Genomic DNA, 21,495 nt, shown 5'->3' with positions numbered 1-21,495 from the left:
CCCAATGGAGCAACCTCTGTCACCCGGTGCCTGGCTGGCCCAATGGCCCCTGCAACCCCATGAGCAACTCTTCGCGGTGCTGGGCGGTGCCAGCGATGCCAAGCCGTTCGACGCCTGGCAAGGCATGGCCGCGGGAGCCTCGCCGCGCGCCATCTGGGCAGGCACCGCCTACGCGGACTGGACGCAGGTCATGCCTTACCTTGCACGGGTCGAGCCCGGCAGCGCGTTTCTCGATTGGGTGACGCACACCCAGGCCGAGGACTGGGGTTGGCTGGCGGTGTCATCCAGCCCGTTGGAGGTGGTACTCGCCCATCTGCAGGGCTTGACCCAAGTGAACCTGCCCGAGGGGCAGGCAGTGTTCCTGCGCTTTTGGGATGGCACGCAGGTGCTGCCGCTGCTGCAGCACCTGGGCAATGGCGCGGGGCAGGTGCTGCCGGTGTTCCAGCGCTACTTGATCAATGGGCAGCCGCTGGCCGTTGCGACGGGCCCGGTCGGCGCCGCCAAGACCAGCCCCTGGTGGCAAGTGCCTGCCACGTTGCTGGAGCATCTGGCCGAACAATCGCCGCAGACCCTGATCGACAACCTGCTGCAATGGCTTGAGGAACAGCGCCCGGACCTTTGCACCGCCTTCACGCCCCCGACCCTGCAGCACAAGGTCGCGTATTTCGCCCGTGGGCCCGTGGTCACCTATGCGGCGCTGACGGACTATCTCGACTCAGAGGCGAGTTGAGCCCAGTGCCTGCTGCAAATCGTCGATCAGGTCTTCAATGGCTTCGATGCCGACCGACAGGCGAATCATCTCCGGCTTCACGCCAGCCTTGGCCTGCTCCTGTTCGTTCATCTGCCGATGGGTGGTGGACGCCGGATGGCAGGCCAGGGATTTGGCGTCGCCGATGTTCACCAAGCGTTTGAAGATCTGCAGTGCATCGTAGAAACGCACGCCGGCGTCATAGCCGCCCTTCAGGCCGAAAGACAGGATCGCCGATGGCTTGCCTTGCATGTATTTCTGCGCCAGTCGATGGTGCGGGTGCTCCGGCAGGCCCGCGTAGCTGACCCATTCCACGTCGGCATGCCCTTGTAGAAACTGCGCAACCTTGAGCGCGTTCTCGGTGTGGCGTTCCATGCGCAGCGCCAGGGTTTCCAAGCCTTGCAGCAACAGAAAGGCATTCATCGGCGCCAGGGCCGCACCGGTGTTGCGCAAGGGCACGGTACGCGCGCGGGCGATGAACGCGGCGGGGCCGAATTTTTCGGTGTAGACCACGCCGTGATAAGCCGGCTCGGGCCGGTTGAGGCCGGGGAATTTTTCCGGGTACTGCGTCCAGGGGAAGGTGCCACTGTCGACGATCACTCCGCCGAGCGAATTGCCATGGCCGCCGATGTACTTAGTTACCGAATGCACGACGATATCGGCGCCGAACTGAATGGGTTTGCACAGGATCGGCGTGGCGACGGTGTTGTCCACCATCAACGGCACACCTCGGGCGTGTGCCACCTTGGCCAGGGCCTCCAGATCGATGATATTGCCCGCCGGATTGCCGATGCTCTCGCAGTACACCAGCTTGGTCTGGTCATCGATCAGCTCGGCGATGGCCTCGGCGCTATCGTCCCGGGCGAACCGCACGTCCACACCAAAGCTGGGCAGCAAATGGGCAAACAAGGTATAGGTGCCGCCGTACAGTTGCGGCGTGGTGACGATATTGTCTCCGGCGCGGGTCAGGGTCTGGATCGCATAATGGATCGCCGCGCTACCGGCTGACACCGCCAGCGCCGCGATGCCGCCTTCGAGGGCGGCGATACGTTGCTCCAGGACATCGTTGGTGGGGTTCATGATGCGCGTGTAGATATTGCCGGGTACGTCCAGGTTGAACAGGTCGGCGCCGTGCTGGGCGTTGTCGAATTCGAAAGCGACGTTCTGGTAGATCGGCACGGCCACGGCCTTGGTGGTCGGGTCCGACTTGAAGCCGTGGTGCAGGGCGAGGGTGGCGTCTTTCATGATGGCAATTGACCTCCTTGGATTGGGTGCCCGCCACAATAAATCCGCGCTCAGGCGGGTATTTAGATTTTTTTCCGCCCGTCTGCTGCCTTTAGGGCATAAGCACCGCCCGGCATGCCGCCCTGCACCTTTGTCCGTGTAGAAGGTAAACTTCGCCCCCTGCGCAGGAGCAACCATGAATTATCGTCACGCCTTTCACGCCGGCAACCACGCCGATGTCTTCAAACACCTGACCTTGACCCGCCTCATCGCCCTGATGTCGCGCAAGGAACAGCCGTTCGCCTACCTTGATACCCACGCGGGCATCGGCCTGTACGACTTGCAGGGCGATCAGGCCAACCGCACCGGCGAATACCTGGAAGGCATTGCGCGACTGTGGGGCCGGACCGATTTGCCGCCGCTGACCGCCGACTACATGCGCGTGCTGCATGAGATGAACCCGGACGGCCAGTTGCGCTACTACCCCGGTTCGCCGGAACTGGCGCGTCGGCTCACGCGCCCGCAGGACCGTGTGTTGCTCAACGAGAAACATCCTGAAGACGGTGTATTGCTAAAGGACAACATGAAGGGCGATCGCCGGGTCAAGGTGCACCTGGGCGAAGGCTGGCATGTGCCGCGAGCGTTGCTGCCCGTGCCGGAAAAACGCGCCCTGATGCTGATCGACCCACCGTTTGAAAAGCTCGACGAGATGCAACGCTGCGCCGCGTCCCTCAAGGAAGCAGTCGGCCGCATGCGCCAGACCGTGGCGGCGATCTGGTACCCGGTCAAGGACCAGCGCATGTTGCGTCGCTTCTATCAGGACCTGGCCGGCACGGGGGCGCCGAAATTGTTGCGGGTGGAATTGCTGGTGCATCCGCTGGACACGCCCAACACCCTGACCGGTTCGGGCCTGGCGATTGCCAACCCGCCATGGGGCTTGGAGGAAGAACTGCGTGAGCTGTTGCCGTGGCTGTCCAAGCAACTGGGCCAGACCCAGGGCGGGTGGCAGATGGATTGGTTTATAGCTGAGTAGGTGTGAGTTGTAAGGTGCAAGCTTCAAGGTGCAAGCTGCAAGCTGCAAGCTTCAAGCTTCAAGCTTCAAGCTACAAGTGAGGGCAGAAAGCACCACTTGCAGCTTGCCGCTCCGATCTTCAGATCGGGCAAACCACGCCTGTTCCGCCAATGCCGCAATAACCCTGTGGGTTTTTCGCCAGGTATTGCTGGTGATACGCCTCGGCGAAATACACGGTCGGTGCCTGGTCGATTTCGGTGGTGATCTGCCCCAGGCCGGCCTTGTTCAGTTCGGCCTGATACGCCTCGGCACTGGCCTTTGCAGCCTCCAGTTGTTCCGGTGTGGTCGCGTAGATTACCGAACGGTATTGGCTGCCGATGTCGTTGCCCTGGCGCATGCCCTGGGTTGGGTTGTGCAATTCCCAGAACATCTTCAGCAGGTCTTCGTATTTCACCTTGGCCTGGTCATACACCACCAGCACCACTTCGCTGTGGCCGGTCAGTCCGGAACACACTTCTTCGTAGGTCGGGTTGGGCGTGAAGCCGCCCGCATAACCCACCACGGTGCTGACCACGCCGTCGCGCTGCCAGAACTTGCGTTCCGCTCCCCAGAAGCAGCCCAGGCCGAAGATCGCAAAGCCTACGTCATCGAGGAATGGGCCCAGCAGAGGGTTGCCGTTGACGAAGTGCGTCTCGGGCAGGGTCATCGGCGTTTCACGCCCAGGCAACGCTTGTTCTTGAGTAGGCAGCACGTTTTTGTTCACCAGAATTTCCGAGCGCAAGACCATGAGCAGTCCTCTCGTCAGGTTGAGTGATGGTAAAAATTCAGACAGTCAGTGTGCCCGAGTGTTACAGCGATGTCAGGCGATTGGGCCACGCGGGTAGCGTTTAAGCATGGCCGGCAGCTCTGCTCCGGGAATCGGCCGATCGAACAGGTAACCCTGGCCCACATCGCAACGGTGCCGCCGCAGGAAGGCCAGTTGTTCGGCGGTCTCGATGCCTTCGGCCACCACCTTGAGCTTGAGGTTGTGCGCCATGGCGATCACGGCGGAGGTGATTTCCATGTCGTCCTGGTTGTCCGGGATCTCGTGGATAAAGCTGCGATCGATCTTGATGATATCGATGGGGAATTTTTTCAAGTAACTCAGCGATGAGTAGCCGGTGCCGAAGTCGTCCATGGCCAGGGTCAGGCCGAAGCTCTTTAACTGGTCCAATTGCAGGCGCGTGTCTTCGGTGGCTTCCAGCAGCAGGCCTTCGGTCAGCTCCAGCTCCAGCAGGTTGGCCGGCAGCTGTTCTTCCTTGAGGATCGTGGCAATCGAGGCCACCAGGTCCGGGTCGGAGAACTGCTTGGGGGACAAGTTGATCGCCACCTGCAGGTTGCCCAGGCCGGCGGCGCTCAGTTGCCGGCTCATGCGGCACGCCTGGCGGGCAATCCATTTGCCGATGGGGATGATCAAGCCAGTCTCTTCGGCCACGCTGATGAACTGGTCGGGGCGGATCATGCCCTTTTCCGGATGGTTCCAGCGCAGCAGCGCCTCCATGCCGAGCAGGCGGCCGCTGCGCAGGCATAGCTTGGGCTGGTAGAACACGTCCAGCTCGTTCTGCGTCAGGGCGCGGCGCAGGTTGTTCTCTACAAACAGCTTGTAGCTGGCTTCGGCATTGAGGGCTTCGGTGAAGACCTGGACCTGATGCTTGCCGTTGGCCTTGGCTTTATGCAGTGCCAGGCCGGCGTTACGCATGAGGGTTTGCGGGTCGCGGCCATGCAGCGGCGCGCAGGCCAGGCCCACGGAGCCGGTGACGCTGATCAACTGGTTGTCGACGAACATCGGTTTGTCGAGGGTCGCCAGCAATTGGCTGGCCACTTGCTGACCGGTTTCCAGATCGGTTTCATCCAGCAGCACCGCGAACTCGTTACTGGCAAAGCGCGCCAGGCTGCCACTGCTGCTTAAGCTGTTGCGCAGGCGTCGGGCCAGGCTGATCAGCAACTTGTCGCCGGTCTGGTGGCCGAGGCTGTCATTGATGCGCTTGAAGTTATCGATATCCACCAGCAGCAGGCTGATCGGGCTGTCGCTGTCGCGGGCAAAGCGTTCATCGAGGTTGCGGATGAACGCCGGGCGGTTGCCCAGATTGGTCAGGTTGTCAGTGTAGGCCAGACGCTCGATGCGCTGCTGGGCCAGCTTGGTCTGGGTGATGTCTTCGTAGATGCCGATGTAGTGGGTCAGCTCACGGTTGTCGCCATAGACCTTGGAAATCGACAACTGCCCCCAGTACGGTTCCAGGTTCTTGCGGCGGCTTTTGAACTCGCCCTGCCAGCTGTTGCTCTTGGCCAGGCTCGACGGCGCGTCGAACAGCAACTCACTGAGGTTCTCCAGCGCCGGCAACTGCGCCAGGCGATGGCCGTGGACCTCTTCTGCGCTGTACTGGGTGATCGCGGTGAAGCTGGGGTTGACGTACTCCACCACGCCGTCGCAGTTGACCAGCAGAAAGGCGTTGGCGCTTTGCTCTACGGCCCGCTGGAACAGGTGCAGGGCGCTCGTGGCGGTGCGACGGTTATGGTTGTTGATGACTTGTGCAAACTGATCCGCCAGCTCCCCGGCAAAGGCAATTTCATCGGCCTGCCACGCGCGCGAACCGCCGCTCTGTTCCAGGCACAGCACGCCGACCACCTGCCCGTCGACGCGGATGCTGGCGTCGAGCATGGCGTGCACATCGTTGGCTCGCAGGCTCTCGGCCATTTCGCGAGTGCGTGGGTCGCGCATCGCGTTGGTGGCATCGATGGCTCGGCTGGTGTGCAAGGCTTCCAGATAATCCGGGAAACAACTGGCGTCGATGGGATCAGGCAAATGGTGCTGTTGATCGGCGCGATGGTAGGCGGAAATCGGCACCAGGCGCTGGCCTTCAAGGTTCCAGATACTGGCGCAATCGAGCTGGTAGATTTCGCAGGCGCTGCGGGTGATCAGCTCGGCGGCTTCCTGCAGCGAATTGTTGGCGGTGTAACGCTGGCGGGCCAGCAGCAGGATCAGCTCCTGCTGGGCGCGCACCCGTTCCAGGTGCTGCAATTGTTCCTGCTGGGCCCGTTGGTTGAGTTCCAGGGCGATCTGCAGACGACTGTTCTGACTCTCCAAATCTTCTGAGGAGGGAAGGGGCAAAGGCACCTCGCTGAACAGGCCGTCGACTACCATCAGGTAACCGCGCAGCAAGTGACGATTGTGTTGTTTGTAGGCTTCGCCCATTTCCAGCAGGCTTAGCGGGCCATCGTTGGTGTGCAGGGTGTAACGCACCAGATAGTGCGGGCTCTGGGTCAGTTGCTGCTGGATGGCGTCGTGCAACTGATAGCGGGCCTGGGGTTCCATCAGGCTGGCGTAGGGCGTGCCGATCAGGGCGCACAGTTCAACCGCCGGCAGGCCGAATTGGCGCTCGCAGTTGGGATCGAGGTAGAGCAGAGCCCAGCTTGCCTCATTAAGCCGCTCGAAACGCAGCATACCGAGGCGCGAAGGCACCGGTAACTGCGTCACTACCTCGGCCGCCGTACGGGCGACATCGGGTTGGCTTTTCATGGGGGAAACTCACTTGAAATAACGCGCACGGCGCCGGGCTCACGCCCTCTTTTCTGTTGCCTGCGGCAAGGTTGCATCATGCGGCGCGGGCTGACAAGAGAGGATGAAGGCTAAGTGCTATATGTGTGTTATCGGCCGCTTGGGGGATTTCTACAGTCGCAGTGACAGAAGGTGTACAAACCTGTTCTCTCTGTCCAGTTTTTGCGATGCAGCACGCAAAAAAAGCCCCGCCAAGTGGCGGGGTTGAGGTACGAGCGTGGCGCTCGGAAATCGGTGCAAACGGGCCTTCCGGGTTAAGAAGGAAGGCCCGTCGCGGGTTACAGCAGGATGGTGCGGATGTCGTTCAGCAATTGGCTCAGACGCTGGGTGAAACGTGCAGCGGCGGCGCCGTTGATCACACGGTGATCGTAGGACAGCGACAGTGGCAGCATCAGCTTCGGCTGGAACGCCTTACCGTCCCAGACCGGCTGGATTGTCGCCTTGGACACACCCAGGATCGCCACTTCCGGCGCGTTGACGATTGGCGTGAAACCGGTACCGCCAATGTGGCCGAGGCTGGAGATGGTGAAGCAGGCGCCCTGCATATCGTCTGGGGTGAGCTTCTTGTCACGGGCCTTGGCCGCCAGTGCGGCAGCTTCAGCGGCGAGCTGCAGCAGGCTCTTCTGGTCGACGTTCTTGATGACCGGCACCAGCAGGCCATCCGGGGTGTCGACCGCAAAGCCGATATGCACGTACTTCTTGCGAATGATCGCCTTGCCGCTCGGCGCCAGCGAACTGTTGAAGTCCGGCAGTTCCTTGAGCAGGTGCGCGCAGGCCTTGAGCAGCAGTGGCAGGACGGTCAGCTTGACGCCGGCCTTTTCGGCCACGGCTTTCTGCGCAACGCGGAATGCTTCCAGGTCGGTGATGTCGGCCTGGTCGAACTGCGTCACGTGGGGGATGTTCAGCCAGCTGGCGTGCAGACCTGCCGCGCCGATTTGCATCAGACGGGTCATCGGCACTTCTTCGATTTCGCCGAAGCGGCTGAAGTCCACGGTGCGGATCGGCGGAATGCCCGAGCCACCGGTAGCGCCGCCGGCAGCCGGCGCTTCCTTGGCCTTTTGCATCATGGCTTTGACGTAAACCTGCACGTCTTCCTTCAGCACACGACCGTGAGGGCCGGTGGCGGCGACGGCGCTGAGCTCGACGCCGAATTCACGGGCCAGCTGACGCACGGCCGGGCCGGCGTGAACCTTGGCACCGCTCGGTGCAGGCGCGGCAGCAGCTGGGGCCGGTGCGGCCTCGGCTTTTGCGGCGGGTGCGGGCGCGGCAGCCGGAGCCTGGGCGGCTTCAGCTTTGGCCGCCGGAGCGGCGGCCGGTGCTGGAGCAGCGGCAGGCGCGGCGCCTTGTACTTTGAGCTTGAGGATGAAGTCACCGGTGCCGACTTCGTCTTCCAGCTTGACCGCAATGCTTTCCACCACGCCGGCAGCCGGCGATGGAATCTCCATGGAGGCCTTGTCGGACTCCAGGGTGATCAGCGACTGGTCGGCTTCGACCGTATCGCCGACCTTGACCAGCAGCTCGATGATCTTGGCTTTGCCCGACGAGCCGATGTCCGGAACGTGAATGTCCTGAACGGTAGCGGCAGCCGGTGCAGCGGCCGGGGCCGCTGGGGCCTCGGCGGCAGCGGCAGGCTTTTCAGCCGGCGCGGGAGCGGCTGCAGGAGCGGCCGCCGCAGGCGCCGCATCGGCGGCACCTTCGATTTCCAGCTCGAGCAGTTCGTCGCCTTCTTTCAGGCGGTCGCCCAGCTTGACCTTCAGGCTCTTGACCACGCCGGCCTTGGGAGCAGGAATTTCCATGCTCGCCTTGTCCGATTCCAGGGTCAGGATGCTCTGGTCGGCTTCGACGGTGTCGCCGACCTTCACAAACAGCTCGATTACTTCACCTTCACCGCTGCCGATGTCAGGTACGCGAATGAGTTCGCTCACAAAAAGTCTCCTCAGCAGTCCAGTGGGTTGCGTTTTTCCGGGTTGATACCGAACTTGACGATGGCGTCAGCCACCACCTTGGGTTCGATCTCACCACGGTCAGCCAAGGCTTCCAGGGCTGCCAACACCACGAAGTGACGGTCGACTTCGAAGAAGTGACGCAGCTTCTTGCGGCTGTCACTGCGGCCGAAACCGTCGGTGCCCAGGACTTTGAACTCCTTGGACGGGACCCACTGGCGAATTTGTTCGGCAAACAGCTTCATGTAGTCGGTGGAGGCGATGACCGGGCCCTTGCGGCCGGCCAGGCATTCTTCGACGTAGCTGGTTGCTGGTTTCTGGCCAGGATGCAGACGGTTGCTGCGCTCTACGGCCAGGCCGTCGCGACGCAGTTCGTTGAAGCTGGTCACGCTCCACACGTCGGCGCCGACGTTGAACTCGTCACGCAGGATCTTCGCCGCTTCACGCACTTCGCGCAGGATGGTGCCGGAGCCCATCAGTTGAACGTGGTGCGCCGCTTCCTTGGTGTCTTCTTCGAGCAGGTACATGCCCTTGATGATGCCTTCCTCGACACCGGCCGGCATGGCTGGCTGCTGGTAGGACTCGTTCATCACGGTGATGTAGTAGAAAACGTCCTGCTGTTCTTCGGTCATTTTCTTCATGCCGTCCTGGATGATCACCGCCAGCTCGTAGCCGTAGGTTGGATCAAAGGTGCGGCAGTTCGGGATGGTGGCAGCCAGGATATGACTGTGACCGTCCTCGTGTTGCAGGCCTTCGCCGTTCAGCGTGGTGCGCCCGGCGGTGCCGCCGATCAGGAAGCCACGGGTACGGCTGTCGCCCGCCGCCCAGGCCAGGTCGCCGATGCGCTGGAAACCGAACATCGAGTAGAAGATGTAGAACGGCAGCATCGGCTGGTTGTGGCTGGAGTACGAAGTACCGGCGGCGATGAAGGAGCTCATGGCGCCCGCTTCGTTGATGCCTTCTTCGAGGATCTGGCCCTTCTTGTCTTCCTTGTAGAACATCACCTGGTCTTTATCGACTGGCTCGTAGAGCTGGCCGACGGAGGAGTAGATGCCCAACTGACGGAACATGCCTTCCATACCGAAGGTACGGGCTTCGTCCGGAATGATCGGAACGATGCGCGGGCCGATGTCCTTGTCCTTGACCAACTGCGCGAGAATCCGCACGAAGGCCATGGTGGTGGAGATTTCACGGTCGCCCGAGCCGTCAAGGATAGCCTTGAGGGTGCTGAGGTCCGGCGTCGGCACGCTGAAGCTGTTGGCGCGGCGCTGTGGCACGAAACCGCCCAGCGCGGAGCGACGCTCGGCCAGGTAACGGGCTTCGGCGCTGTTCGGCTCCGGCTTGAAGAACGGCAGGTTCTCCAGCTCTTCGTCCTTGACCGGGATGTCGAAGCGGTCGCGGAACAACTTCAGGCTGTCGACATCGACTTTCTTGGTGTTGTGCGCGGTGTTCTTCGCTTCGCCGGCACCGGTGCCATAACCCTTGATGGTCTTGGCCAGGATGACGGTCGGCTGTTCTTTGTGGTTGACCGCTTCGTGGTACGCCGCATAGACCTTGTACGGGTCGTGGCCGCCACGGTTGAGCTTCCAGATCTCGTCGTCGGACAGGTCGGCAACCATCGCCTTGAGTTCAGGCGTGTTGAAGAAGTGTTCACGTACGAATGCGCCGTCTTTGGCTTTGTAGTTCTGGTACTCGCCGTCGATGACTTCGTCCATGCGGCGTTGCAGGATGCCGTCGACGTCCTTGGCCAGCAGCGGGTCCCAGAAACGGCCCCAGATGACTTTGGTCACGTTCCAGTGAGCACCGCGGAACACGCCTTCGAGTTCCTGGATGATCTTGCCGTTGCCGCGAACCGGGCCGTCGAGGCGCTGCAGGTTGCAGTTGATGACGAAGATCAGGTTGTCCAGTTTTTCGCGGCCGGCCAGGGAGATGGCGCCCAGGGATTCCGGCTCGTCGCACTCGCCGTCGCCCAGGAAGCACCAGACCTTCTGCTTGCCTTCAGGGATGAAGCCACGGGCTTCCAGGTACTTCATGAAACGTGCCTGGTAGATCGCCTGGATCGGGCCAAGGCCCATGGATACGGTCGGGAACTGCCAGAAATCAGGCATCAGCCAAGGGTGCGGGTAGGACGACAGGCCCTGACCGTCGACTTCCTGGCGGAAGTTGTTCATCTGTTCTTCGCTGATGCGGCCTTCCATGAACGCACGGGCGTAAACGCCTGGAGACGTGTGGCCCTGGAAATAAATCAGGTCGCCGCCGTGTTCGTCGGTCGGGGCCTGGAAGAAGTAGTTGAAGCCGATGTCATACAGGGTTGCGCTGGAAGCGAAGCTGGAGATGTGACCGCCCAGGTCCGAATCTTTCAAGTTCGTGCGCATTACCATCGCCATGGCGTTCCAGCGTACCAGCGAGCGAATGCGGCGTTCCATGAACAGGTCGCCAGGCATGCGTGCTTCGTGGGTAACGGGGATGGTGTTGCGGTATGGCGTGGTGATGGCGTAGGGCAGTTGCGAGCCGCTGCGGGTTGCGAGTTCGCCCATACGGGTCATCAGGTAGTGAGCACGGTCTTCGCCTTCTTTGTCGAGAACCGATTCCAGGGCGTCCAGCCATTCCTGGGTTTCGACGGGATCGAGGTCTTGCATGGCTTGCTCCAGGGCGGAAAGGCTACCAGAATCGGTTGCCTGAAGTTTGCGACTGGCCTTGTGGGCAGACGACATAAATTCTTGGATGGCCGAAGGTTGCTTCGGCGTCCTGTAGTTTTACTACAAATCGTCGGCCATTTCAGCCTTTCGAATGTATATACGAGTAGTAAAACTACACAAGACTGAGCGTATGACTCGGTCTGGCTGGTGAGCATAATCGTTATTGTTGATCTTTTGCGAACAAGAAAAGGTAGAAGTTTAATGTTGCCTGCCAAAATTAAAGAATTTTCAGCTATTTCTAACTTTTGTTCGACAGTCCTTCATTTGGCGCGGTGCTCGCGCTTGTCGCTACAAGCCTTCCACGCGCCGATCAAGGATAGACCATGAGCCTTCCAACGCTGGCCGAATTGCCGGCCATTCTGCTTCCGGCTGCCCAGCGGGCCGAGCAGTCATTTCGTGACGCCGTGGCCGCGCTGGATGCCGATCATGGCCTTTCCGGGTGGGCGCCGCAACGCTGGGCCGACTTCGCCCGGGTGTGCGCCGCCAGTGATTTCGTCATTGAACAGAGCATTCGTGACCCTTTGATGTTGCTCGAACTGGCCGCCTGGGGCGAGCTGGATCGCGGCTTTGCGCCTGGTGAGTTGTGCGGGCAGATCGCGGCAGCGGTGCAACAAGCCGAAACAGAAGATGAGTTGGGCCGGGTCCTGCGTCGTCAGCGTACGCGCCAGCAGGTGCGCATTATCTGGCGCGATCTGACCCGTCAGGCCGACCTGGTGCAAACCTGTCGCGATTTGTCCGACATGGCCGACGCCAGCATCGACCAGGCCTACCAATGGCTCTACCAGCGCCACTGCGCACAATTCGGCACGCCCACCGGGCGGCGCAGCGGCGAGGCCCAGCACATGGTGATCCTCGGCATGGGCAAGCTCGGCGCGGTGGAGCTGAACCTGTCATCGGACATCGACCTGATCTTCGCTTACCCCGAGGGCGGCGAAACAGTGGGCGTGAAGCGCGCCCTGGATAACCAGGAATTCTTCATTCGTCTTGGTCAAAAACTGATCAAGGCCCTCGATCCGATGACCGTCGACGGATTCGTATTCCGCGTCGATATGCGTTTGCGCCCCTACGGTTCGGCCGGGGCGCTGGTGCTCAGTTTCAATGCGCTGGAGCAGTACTACCAGGATCAGGGACGCGACTGGGAACGCTACGCCATGATCAAGGCGCGGGTGGTGGCCGGCGATCAGGTGGCGGGCGCGCAATTGCTCGATATGCTGCGGCCGTTCGTCTACCGACGTTACCTGGATTTTTCCGCCATCGAAGCGCTGCGCACCATGAAGCAGCTGATCCAGCAGGAAGTGCGGCGCAAAGGTATGGCCGACAATATCAAGCTGGGCTCGGGCGGCATTCGTGAAGTGGAATTCATCGCCCAGGCGTTCCAGTTGATCCATGGCGGCCGCGACCTGAGCCTGCAGCAGCGGCCGTTGCTCAAGGTGCTGGGCACGCTGGAAGGCCAGGGCTACCTGCCGCCGGCGGTGATCGCCGAGTTGCGCAACGGTTATGAATTTCTGCGTTACACCGAACACGCGATCCAGGCGATTGCCGACCGGCAGACCCAAATGCTCCCGGACAGCCCGCAGGACCAGGCCCGCATCGCCTTTATGCTCGGCTTCCCCGATTGGGCGGCGTTTCATGAGCGCCTGATGTACTGGCGAGGTCGGGTCGACTGGCATTTCCGCCAAGTGATTGCCGATCCGGACGAAGAAGATGGCGAAGAAAGCGAGCTGGTCGTAGGCGGGGAATGGTTGCCGCTGTGGGAAGAGTCACAAGATGACGACGCGGCCTGCCGTCAGTTGGCCGACGGCGGCTTCACCGACGCGCCCAAGGCGCTCAAGGCCCTGGCCAGCCTGCGCGGCAGCCCGCAACTGCGCGCCATGCAGCGCCTGGGGCGCGAGCGCCTGGATGCATTTATCCCGCGCCTGCTGGCGCAGGCCGTTGAACACGCCAATCCGGACCTGGTGCTGGAGCGCGTGTTGCCGCTGGTTGAAGCGGTTGCGCGGCGTTCGGCCTACCTGGTGCTGCTTACGGAAAACCCCGACGCCTTGCGTCGCCTGTTGACCCTGTGCGCTGCCAGCCCGTGGATCGCCGAGCAGATCACGCGTTTCCCGTTGTTGCTCGACGAATTGCTCAACGAAGGTCGGCTGTTCAAGCCGCCGTTGGCGCCGGAACTGGCCGCCGAGCTGCGCGAACGCCTTACACGTATCCCCGAAGACGACCTTGAGCAACAGATGGAGGCCCTGCGCCACTTCAAGCTTGCGCACCGCCTGCGCGTGGCCGCTTCGGAAATTGCCGGCAGCCTGCCCTTGATGAAAGTCAGCGACTACCTGACCTGGCTCGCCGAGGCGATCCTGGAGCAAGTACTGGCCCTGGCCTGGCGCCAGACCGTGGCGCGGCACGGTTCGCCGCAGCGGCTGGATGGCACCTTGTGCGATCCTGGGTTCATCATTGTCGGTTATGGAAAAGTCGGCGGCATCGAACTGGGGCATGGTTCGGACCTGGACCTGGTGTTCATCCATGACGGCGACCCGCATGCCGAAACCGATGGCGCCAAGCCGATTGACGGTGCGCAGTTCTTTACGCGCCTGGGCCAGCGCATCATTCATTTGCTGACCACCCAGACCAACTCCGGCCAGTTGTATGAAGTGGACATGCGCCTGCGCCCGTCCGGCGCATCCGGGCTTTTGGTGAGTTCGTTGGGCGCGTTCGATCGCTATCAACACAATGAAGCCTGGACCTGGGAACATCAGGCGTTGGTCCGCGCCCGCGTGCTGGTGGGCAGCCAGGACGTCGGCCAGGCCTTCGAGCAGGTGCGGGCCAGGGTGCTGGGGCGCGAACGTGATCTGGCGAAGCTGCGCCAGGAGGTCAGCGAGATGCGCGCCAAGATGCGTGACAACCTGGGCACCAAGAGCACCGCGGCCGGCACGGGCGCCAATGCGTTCGAAGCCACGGCGCTGTTCGACCTCAAGCAGGACGCTGGAGGTATCGTCGATATTGAATTTATGGTGCAATACGCGGCTTTGGCATGGTCTGCGCAACATCCCTCGTTGCTGCGCTACACCGACAATATCCGCATTCTGGAAGGCCTGGAGCAGGTGGGGTTGATGCCCGCCGCCGATGCCCACCTGCTGCGCGAGGTCTATAAGGCCTACCGTTCCGCCGCGCATCGCCAGGCCTTGCAGAACGAGGCCGGTACGGTGGCCGGCGATCAGTTCGTCGATGAGCGGCGCCAGGTGATGCGGATCTGGCAGGAGCTGGGTCTGAGCTGAACACATTATTAGGGCGGGGAGGCATAAGCCTCCCCGCATCGTTTGTGGAAACTACATGAATATTCTGATCGTTGGGCCCAGTTGGGTCGGTGACATGGTGATGGCACAGACACTGTTCCAGTGCCTGCGCCTTCGCCATCCAGATTGCCAGATCGACGTGCTCGCCCCTGAGTGGAGTCGGCCGATCCTGGAACGCATGCCCGAAGTGCGCAAGGCCTTGAGCTTTCCGCTCGGCCACGGCGCCCTGGAGCTTGCGACCCGTCGTCGCATCGGCAAATCCCTGGCCGGCCAGTACGACCAGGCGATCCTGTTGCCCAACTCGCTCAAGTCCGCGCTGGTGCCGTACTTTGCCGGCATCCCCAAGCGCACCGGCTGGCGTGGCGAATTTCGCTATGTGCTGCTCAATGATGTGCGTACGTTGGACAAGGCACGCTACCCGCTGATGATCGAACGCTTCATGGCCCTGGCCTATGCGCCCGGTGCCGAGTTGCCCACGCCGTATCCGCGTCCGAGCCTGCGGATCGACCCGGTCACCCGCGACGCGGCGCTGGCCAAGTTCGGCCTGAGCCTGGATCGCCCGGTGCTGGCGCTGTGCCCCGGTGCCGAGTTTGGCGAGTCCAAGCGCTGGCCCTCGGAGCATTACGCCAAGGTCGCCGAGATGAAGATCCGCGAAGGCTGGCAGGTGTGGCTGTTCGGCTCGAAGAACGATCACTCGGTGGGCGAAGACATCCGCCAGCGCCTGATTCCGGGCCTGCGCGAAGAGGCGGTGAACCTCAGCGGCGACACCTCGCTGGCCGAGGCGATCGACCTGCTGTCCTGCGCCGATGCGGTGGTGTCCAACGACTCCGGCCTGATGCACGTGGCGGCCGCTTTGAATCGCCCGTTGGTGGCGGTCTACGGCTCCACTTCGCCAGGGTTTACCCCGCCGTTGGCCGATAAGGTTGAAGTGGTGCGCCTGGGCCTGGATTGCAGCCCCTGTTTTGAGCGCACCTGCCGTTTCGGCCACTACAATTGCCTGCGCCAGTTGTTGCCGCAGCCGGTCAGCGAAGCCTTGCAGCGGTTGCAGGGCGACGTGGTCGAGGTTCACTGAGTTGCGGGTACTGGTAGTCAAGACCTCATCCCTGGGCGACGTGATCCATGCCTTGCCGGCACTGACCGACGCGGCGCGGGCGATCCCCGGCATTCAATTCGACTGGGTGGTGGAAGAAGGCTTTGCCGAAATTCCCACCTGGCATCCGGCCGTGGACAAGGTGATCCCGGTGGCGATCCGCCGCTGGCGCAAAAACCTCTGGCAGACCTTCAAGAGCGGCGAATGGCGGCTTTTCAAACAGCGCATCCAGTCGACCAAGTACGACCTGGTCATTGACGCTCAAGGTCTGTTCAAAAGCGCCTGGCTGACCCGTTACGTGCGTGCGCCGGTGGCCGGCTTCGACAAGCAGTCCGCACGCGAGCCGATCGCGGCGCGCTTTTATTCCCGGCGCCTGGCGGTGGCCCGCGGGCAGCATGCCGTCGAACGTTTGCGCCAGTTGTTCGCCGTGGCCCTCGGTTATGACTTGCCCAAAGGCTTGGGCGACTACGGCCTGAGGGTCGACAAACTGCTGGGCCTGCCGCCGAAAAAACCGTTCGTGCTGCTCCTGCACGGCACCACCTGGGACACCAAGCACTGGCCCGAAGCCTACTGGCGCGAGCTGGCCGAGCGCATGGGCCGTCTGGGCGTGGACGTAAAGTTGCCATGGGGCAACGCCGCCGAAAAGGCGCGCGCCGAAAGGCTGGCCCAAGGCCTGCCGAACGCCGAAGTGCTGCCCAAGCTGAACCTGGCCGGCGTGGCCCGCGTGCTGGCCGGCGCCCGCGCCTGCGTGGCGGTGGACACCGGCCTGGGGCACTTGGCTGCAGCGTTGGATGTGCCGACCATTTCGCTGTTCGGTCCTACCAATCCGGGGCTTACCGGCGCCTATGGCAAGGCGCAGATTCACCTGGCCAGCGATTGGCCGTGCGCGCCATGCCTGCAGAAACGCTGTACCTATCAACCGACGGCCGACGACCTGCGTCGGTTCGACATCACGCGCGAGTCGCCCCTGTGCTTCACGCGCCTGAACCCTGAGCGTGTGGCAAGCCGACTGAGCACGTTGTTACTGGCTGAGGAGCTGCACTGATGCAACTGGCTTTTGTCCTGTACAAATATTTCCCCTTCGGCGGCCTGCAGCGTGACTTCATGCGCATTGCCCTGGAGTGCCAGCAGCGCGGCCACAGGATTCGTGTCTATACGCTGATCTGGGAAGGCGATATTCCGCAAGGTTTCGAAGTGCTGGTGGCGCCCGTGAAGGCGCTGGTCAACCACCGTCGCAATGAAAAGCTGCATGCCTGGATCCAGGCCGACCTGGCCAAGCGCCCGGTGGACCGCGTGGTGGGTTTCAACAAAATGCCGGGGCTGGACCTGTACTTCGCCGCCGACGGCGTATTCGAAGACAAGGCCCAGACCCTGCGCAACCCGATGTACCGCTGGTTCGGGCGCTACAAGCACTTTGCCGAATACGAGCGCGCGGTGTTCGATAAAAACGCCACGACCCGGATCATGGTGCTGTCCGAGCGTCAGCAGCAGCTGTTCACGCAGTATTACGGCACCCAGCCCGAGCGTTTTCACCTGCTGCCGCCGGGCATTTCCCGAGACCGACGCGCGCCGCCGAACGCCGGCGAGATCCGCGCCGAGTTTCGCGCCGAATTCGGCCTGGCCGAGGAAGATTTACTGCTGGTGCAGATCGGTTCTGGCTTCAAGACCAAGGGCGTCGACCGTAGCCTGAAGGCTGTGGCTGCGTTGCCTGCAAAGCTGAAGAAACGCACCCGGCTGTTTGTAATCGGCCAGGACGACCCCAAAGTATTCCAACTGCAGAGTGCCGCACTCGGCCTGGGTGACCAGGTGCAGTTCTTCAAGGGGCGCAACGATATTCCGCGTTTCCTGTTGGGCGCGGACTTGCTGATTCACCCTGCTTACAACGAAGCGGCCGGCATGGTGCTGGTCGAAGCGATAGTCGCCGGCCTGCCCGTGCTGGTGAGCCAGGTCTGCGGCTACGCGTTTTATATCGATAAGGCCCAGAGTGGCCGCGTGTTGGACGAGCCGTTCGAGCAGGCCCAGCTCAATCAATACCTGGTGGATATGCTCGACGATCCGCAGGCGCGCGCGACCTGGAGTCGCAATGGCCTGGCTTTCGCCGAGACGGCCGACCTGTTTAGCATGCCGCAGTACGCTGCGGACTTGATTCTGGCGGAGCCAAACCGATGAAGTTGATTCTTGCCGAACCCTTCAAGACCCTGTGGGCCGGACGCGATGCGTTCGCCGAGGTCGAGAAACTGCAAGGCCAGGTGTTCCGCGAGCTGGCCGCCCGTCGTACGTTGCGTACGGTGGTGGAGGGTCAACCCTATTTCGTGAAAATCCATCGCGGTATCGGCTGGGGCGAGATCCTCAAAAACCTGGTCACCGCCAAGTTGCCGGTCCTGGGCGCGGGCCAGGAGTGGCTGGCGATCCAGCGCTTGCATGAGCTGGGCGTGCCCACCATGACCGCCGTGGCTTTTGGTGAGAAGGGCAGTAATCCGGCTGATCAGCACTCGTTCATCGTTACGCGCGAGCTGACCCCGATTATCAGCCTGGAGGATTTGACCCTCGACTGGCTCAAGCAGCCGCCGGTGCCGGCGATCAAGCACGCCTTGACCGCCGAGCTGGCGCGTACGGTCGGCGCGATGCATCGTGGCGGCGTCAATCACCGTGATTGTTACCTCTGCCACTTCCTGTTGCACACCGACCGACCGATCGCCGTGGATACTCTCAAACTGTCCGTGATCGACCTGCACCGCGCCCAGGTGCGCGCGACGATCCCCATGCGCTGGCGCAACAAGGACCTGGCCGGGCTGTATTACTCCGCCCTGGACATCGGCCTGACCCGGCGCGACAAACTGCGCTTTCTCAAACATTACTTTCAGCAACCGTTGCGCCGGATCCTGGCCGAGCAAGCGGCGCTGCTGGCCGAGTTGGAGCGCATGGCCGCCAAACTCTATGCGCGCAAGCAACGTTACGGGGATGCGCTCTGATGGCGGGCTGGAACCTGGAACCGGCCTACGCCGCCCTGGCGGACGACTTCGGCAGCCTGGAGGCGGTGTTCGCGCTGCAAGGCGAACGGTTGACTCGAGACCCGTTGTCGGAAGTGATCCGGGTTGAGCGTGGCGGGGTCAATTACTACGTCAAGCGTTACTCCGGGGCGGGCAAGGGCTTGCGCCGTTACCTGGGCAAGCCGCGAGTGAAATCCGAATGGCAGAACCTCAAGCGTTTCGCCAAGTGGGGCATCCCTACCGCTGATGTAGTCGCCTGGGGCCTGGATCGCAACGGGCTGGCCTACAACCGTGGGGCGATGATTACCCGCGAATTGCCCAAGACCGAAGACCTGTCGGTTCTGGCCGAACGCAATGATGCGCGGCTCAAGGACCCCCGCTGGGTCGATGCCATCAGCCGGCAGCTCGCCGAATATACGCGCACCATGCACGATCACCGCTTCACCCATAACGACTTGAAGTGGCGCAACCTGCTGGTGGACGATCAGTGCACCCTCTACCTGATCGATTGCCCCAACGGCGATTTCTGGCGCGGTTTCTGGCTCAAGTACCGCATCACCAAGGACCTGGCCTGCCTGGACAAGGTCGCCAAATATCATCTGTCGGCCACCCAGCGCCTGCGTTTCTATATGCAATATCGACAACGCACCCACCTGACGGCGTCCGACAAACAACGAATTCGCCATGTGGTGAAGTTTTTCGAGGGACGTGAATGAGTGACTTCCTGGCGGCTGCCGACCGGGCCTTGCTGGAGCGCAACGGCCTGGCCACGTTCGACGCGTTGTGGGCCAAGCAGCTCGACGCGGTGGACGAGCCGAACACCAGCCGTGGCGGCTGGAGTAGCGTGTTTCGCCTGGAGCTGGAGGGGCAGGGTTACTACCTCAAGCGTCAGAGCAACTACCTGACGCGCAGCCTGCACCGGCCATTCGGCGAGCCGAGTTTCTCCCGCGAGTTTCGCAATATCAGTCGTTACCGCGCCCTGGGGATCCCGGCCTTGCAGGCGGCGTTCTACGGCGAGCGCAAGATGGCCGGCGAGTATCGCGCCATGCTGTTGACTCGTGCCCTCGACGGCTGGAACGACCTGGAGTCGTTGCTCGAGCAGTGGTCGTCGCTCAGCGATGTCCAGCACCGCGCGATCCTGCGGGCCTGCGGTGAATTGGCGCGCCGGCTGCACGGCGTCGGCCAGGTGCATGGCTGTTTCTACCCCAAGCATATTTTTCTGCAGGCCACCGGCGACGGTTACGCCGCGCAACTGATCGACCTGGAGAAAACCCGTCCATTGCTGTTCGGCTGGCGTGATCGCGTCAAGGATCTGGAGCCTTTGCTGCGCCGGTCCCCGCAGTGGTCCGAGGTGCAGGTGCGTCAACTGTTGGCGGCCTATCTCGAGCAGCCCGAGGACAGCGCGTTGGTCTCGACCTGGCTGCAGCGCCTCACGGCCCGGCGCAGCCATAAGGAGAAGCGCTGATGCGCCTGTCGGAGCTGAAAAACGTCGGCCGCGCGCCGAGCCTGCCGTTGACGCTGGAGCTGGCGGACGCCGCCGGCCCTGGGCAGTTGCAACTGTTGAGCCTGCTGCGCGTGTTGCCAGGCCAGCGCTACGTTGGCGCGGCGGTGTGGCGCGGGCGTGCCGTGCTGGCCAAGCTGCTGGTAGGCAGCAAGGCCGCGCGGCATTTCCAGCGTGAGCTCAGCGGCGTTCGTCTGCTGGCCGAACAGGGCCTGACCACGCCGTTGCTGCTGGCGGACGGCCTGCAGGAAGGCGAGGGAGGCTGGTTGCTGTTCGAATTCATAGAGGGCGCACAAAGCCTGGCCGACGCCTGGCAGACGGTCGAAGGTTTGCCGCCGTTGGCCGACGAACAAACCGCCGTGCTCGCTGAGGCGCTGGGCGCGATCGCACAGATGCACACCAAAGGGCTGTGGCAGGAAGACCTGCACCTGGACAACCTGCTGCGCCAGAACGGCAAACTGTACCTGATCGACGGTGCCGGGATTCGCGCCGAAGAGCCTGGCAAGCCACTGTCGCGCAACCGTGTGCTGGAAAACCTGGGCGTATTTTTCGCCCAGTTGCCCAAGAATCTTGAGCCGTTCACCGAAGAGTTGCTGGTGTACTACCTGCTGGGCAATGGTGAACACGCCTTGCCCCTGGAGGCCTTGGAAAAACAGGTGCGTAAGGTCAGTGCGTGGCGCTTGAAAGACTATCTGGACAAGGTCGGCCGTGAGTGCACGCTGTTCAGCGTGGAGCGCGGTGCCTTTGGGTTGCGCGCGATCCGTCGCGAGGAGGTGCCGGCGATGCTGCCGGTACTGGAACAGGCCGACGCCCTGCTCGAGCAGGGCCACTTGTACAAGACCGGCGGCGCCGCCAGCGTAGCCAGGGTCGAGGTGGCCGGTCGGCCGCTGGTGATCAAGCGCTACAACATCAAGGGTTTCGCCCATTGGCTCAAGCGCTTCTGGCGCCCAAGCCGCGCCTGGCATTCCTGGCGCGAAGGCAACCGTCTGGCGTTCCTCGGCATCAGCACGCCCAAGCCGCTGGCCGTGCTGGAAAAGCGTTTCCTCTGGCTGCGCAGCCGCGCGTACCTGATCACCGAATACCTGCCGGGGCCGGACATCATCGAGCGCTTCGCGCCCTTCGTTGAACACGGCGACGCACCGGAAAACGAACTGCAGGCGCTGGATCGTCTGTTCGCCGAGTTGATCCGCGAGCGCATCAGTCATGGCGATTTCAAGGGCCACAACCTGTTCTGGCACGAAGACCGCTGGGCGCTGATTGACCTTGACGCGATGTGCCAACACCGCAGCCTGGCCAGCTTCGCCCCGGCCTATGCCAAGGACCGTGCGCGATTTATGCGTAACTGGCCGCAGGACAGCGCGCTGTATCAGCTGATCGATGAGCGTTTGCCCAAGCAGCCCACCTGATCGCTT

The 21,495-nt window shown here is 62.4% G+C and carries 15 protein-coding genes; 10 read left to right on the top strand and 5 right to left on the bottom strand.

From position 1 onward, the window contains the following. Positions 1-4 precede the first annotated feature (4 nt). A complete protein-coding gene (locus QRN10_RS00480) occupies positions 5-730 on the top strand; it encodes a DUF4123 domain-containing protein (RefSeq protein ID WP_285427679.1) in 726 nt (241 codons plus the stop codon). On the opposite strand, the gene QRN10_RS00475 is transcribed toward QRN10_RS00480, so the two are convergent. Continuing rightward, positions 716-1,993, bottom strand: a complete 1,278-nt coding sequence (locus QRN10_RS00475) for an O-acetylhomoserine aminocarboxypropyltransferase/cysteine synthase family protein (protein WP_285427678.1) — start codon at positions 1,991-1,993, stop codon at positions 716-718. The two genes, QRN10_RS00480 and QRN10_RS00475, sit on opposite strands and share 15 nt — an antisense overlap. A gap of 175 nt (positions 1,994-2,168) precedes the next feature. Between QRN10_RS00475 and QRN10_RS00470 the strand changes: the two genes are divergently transcribed. Next, positions 2,169-3,005 carry a 23S rRNA (adenine(2030)-N(6))-methyltransferase RlmJ gene (locus QRN10_RS00470; protein WP_285427677.1) on the top strand — a complete coding sequence of 279 codons (837 nt, stop codon included), beginning with the start codon at positions 2,169-2,171 and terminating at the stop codon, positions 3,003-3,005. A gap of 118 nt (positions 3,006-3,123) precedes the next feature. On the opposite strand, the gene msrA is transcribed toward QRN10_RS00470, so the two are convergent. The 4 genes from msrA to aceE form a co-directional block, all read right to left on the bottom strand. Beyond that, positions 3,124-3,771: a peptide-methionine (S)-S-oxide reductase MsrA gene (gene msrA, locus QRN10_RS00465; RefSeq protein WP_253510110.1), complete on the bottom strand. Its 648-nt coding sequence runs from the start codon at positions 3,769-3,771 to the stop codon at positions 3,124-3,126. 72 nt (positions 3,772-3,843) lie between these two features. After that, positions 3,844-6,540 (bottom strand): putative bifunctional diguanylate cyclase/phosphodiesterase, encoded by a 2,697-nt coding sequence (locus QRN10_RS00460; protein ID WP_181080392.1) that lies wholly within the window; start codon positions 6,538-6,540, stop codon positions 3,844-3,846. A gap of 317 nt (positions 6,541-6,857) precedes the next feature. Beyond that, positions 6,858-8,504, bottom strand: coding sequence for a dihydrolipoyllysine-residue acetyltransferase (gene aceF / locus QRN10_RS00455; protein ID WP_253510112.1), 1,647 nt, complete (start codon positions 8,502-8,504; stop codon positions 6,858-6,860). An 11-nt stretch (positions 8,505-8,515) separates the two neighbouring features. Further along, a complete protein-coding gene (gene aceE / locus QRN10_RS00450; protein ID WP_181080394.1) occupies positions 8,516-11,161 on the bottom strand; it encodes a pyruvate dehydrogenase (acetyl-transferring), homodimeric type in 2,646 nt (881 codons plus the stop codon). A gap of 383 nt (positions 11,162-11,544) precedes the next feature. Between aceE and glnE the strand changes: the two genes are divergently transcribed. The 8 genes from glnE to QRN10_RS00410 are packed head-to-tail and all read left to right on the top strand — an operon-like array spanning position 11,545 to position 21,489. After that, positions 11,545-14,484: a bifunctional [glutamate--ammonia ligase]-adenylyl-L-tyrosine phosphorylase/[glutamate--ammonia-ligase] adenylyltransferase gene (gene glnE / locus QRN10_RS00445; protein ID WP_181080395.1), complete on the top strand. Its 2,940-nt coding sequence runs from the start codon at positions 11,545-11,547 to the stop codon at positions 14,482-14,484. A gap of 55 nt (positions 14,485-14,539) precedes the next feature. Continuing rightward, positions 14,540-15,574: a lipopolysaccharide heptosyltransferase II gene (waaF, locus tag QRN10_RS00440; protein WP_253510114.1), complete on the top strand. Its 1,035-nt coding sequence runs from the start codon at positions 14,540-14,542 to the stop codon at positions 15,572-15,574. Position 15,575: 1 nt separating this feature from the next. Further along, entirely contained in the window at positions 15,576-16,637 is a 1,062-nt protein-coding gene (gene waaC / locus QRN10_RS00435) for a lipopolysaccharide heptosyltransferase I (protein WP_285427676.1), read from the top strand. After that, positions 16,637-17,761: a glycosyltransferase family 4 protein gene (locus QRN10_RS00430; protein WP_266245604.1), complete on the top strand. Its 1,125-nt coding sequence runs from the start codon at positions 16,637-16,639 to the stop codon at positions 17,759-17,761. Before waaC ends, QRN10_RS00430 begins: the two co-directional genes overlap by 1 nt. Further along, positions 17,758-18,564, top strand: a complete 807-nt coding sequence (gene rfaP / locus QRN10_RS00425; RefSeq protein WP_181080399.1) for a lipopolysaccharide core heptose(I) kinase RfaP — start codon at positions 17,758-17,760, stop codon at positions 18,562-18,564. Before QRN10_RS00430 ends, rfaP begins: the two co-directional genes overlap by 4 nt. Beyond that, the gene (locus QRN10_RS00420; protein WP_181080400.1) at positions 18,564-19,298 is read left to right on the top strand and encodes a lipopolysaccharide kinase InaA family protein; all 735 of its coding nucleotides are present in this window, start codon (positions 18,564-18,566) and stop codon (positions 19,296-19,298) included. Before rfaP ends, QRN10_RS00420 begins: the two co-directional genes overlap by 1 nt. Then, complete coding sequence (locus QRN10_RS00415) at positions 19,295-20,047, top strand: lipopolysaccharide kinase InaA family protein (protein ID WP_285427675.1); 753 nt, start codon at positions 19,295-19,297, stop codon at positions 20,045-20,047. Before QRN10_RS00420 ends, QRN10_RS00415 begins: the two co-directional genes overlap by 4 nt. Next, complete coding sequence (locus QRN10_RS00410) at positions 20,047-21,489, top strand: lipopolysaccharide kinase InaA family protein (RefSeq protein WP_285427674.1); 1,443 nt, start codon at positions 20,047-20,049, stop codon at positions 21,487-21,489. The genes QRN10_RS00415 and QRN10_RS00410 overlap by 1 nt, the downstream gene beginning before the upstream one ends. Positions 21,490-21,495 lie beyond the last annotated feature (6 nt).

Source organism: Pseudomonas sp. lyk4-R2A-8 (assembly GCF_030209095.1).
GTDB lineage: Bacteria > Pseudomonadota > Gammaproteobacteria > Pseudomonadales > Pseudomonadaceae > Aquipseudomonas > Aquipseudomonas quebecensis.
This window is presented reverse-complemented; position numbering and strand designations above follow the sequence as displayed.

Bases quoted from the DNA above. Each gene is read 5' to 3' on its own strand.
- glnE (WP_181080395.1), top strand. From the start codon at position 11,545: ATGAGCCTTCCAACGCTGGCCGAATTGCCGGCCATTCTGCTTCCGGCT.
- QRN10_RS00415 (WP_285427675.1), top strand. From the start codon at position 19,295: ATGAGTGACTTCCTGGCGGCTGCCGACCGGGCCTTGCTGGAGCGCAAC.
- QRN10_RS00470 (WP_285427677.1), top strand. From the start codon at position 2,169: ATGAATTATCGTCACGCCTTTCACGCCGGCAACCACGCCGATGTCTTC.
- aceE (WP_181080394.1), bottom strand. From the start codon at position 11,161: ATGCAAGACCTCGATCCCGTCGAAACCCAGGAATGGCTGGACGCCCTG.
- QRN10_RS00430 (WP_266245604.1), top strand. From the start codon at position 16,637: ATGCAACTGGCTTTTGTCCTGTACAAATATTTCCCCTTCGGCGGCCTG.
- msrA (WP_253510110.1), bottom strand. From the start codon at position 3,771: ATGGTCTTGCGCTCGGAAATTCTGGTGAACAAAAACGTGCTGCCTACT.
- waaF (WP_253510114.1), top strand. From the start codon at position 14,540: ATGAATATTCTGATCGTTGGGCCCAGTTGGGTCGGTGACATGGTGATG.
- QRN10_RS00420 (WP_181080400.1), top strand. From the start codon at position 18,564: ATGGCGGGCTGGAACCTGGAACCGGCCTACGCCGCCCTGGCGGACGAC.
- QRN10_RS00480 (WP_285427679.1), top strand. From the start codon at position 5: ATGGAGCAACCTCTGTCACCCGGTGCCTGGCTGGCCCAATGGCCCCTG.
- QRN10_RS00410 (WP_285427674.1), top strand. From the start codon at position 20,047: ATGCGCCTGTCGGAGCTGAAAAACGTCGGCCGCGCGCCGAGCCTGCCG.
- rfaP (WP_181080399.1), top strand. From the start codon at position 17,758: ATGAAGTTGATTCTTGCCGAACCCTTCAAGACCCTGTGGGCCGGACGC.
- QRN10_RS00460 (WP_181080392.1), bottom strand. From the start codon at position 6,540: ATGAAAAGCCAACCCGATGTCGCCCGTACGGCGGCCGAGGTAGTGACG.
- QRN10_RS00475 (WP_285427678.1), bottom strand. From the start codon at position 1,993: ATGAAAGACGCCACCCTCGCCCTGCACCACGGCTTCAAGTCGGACCCG.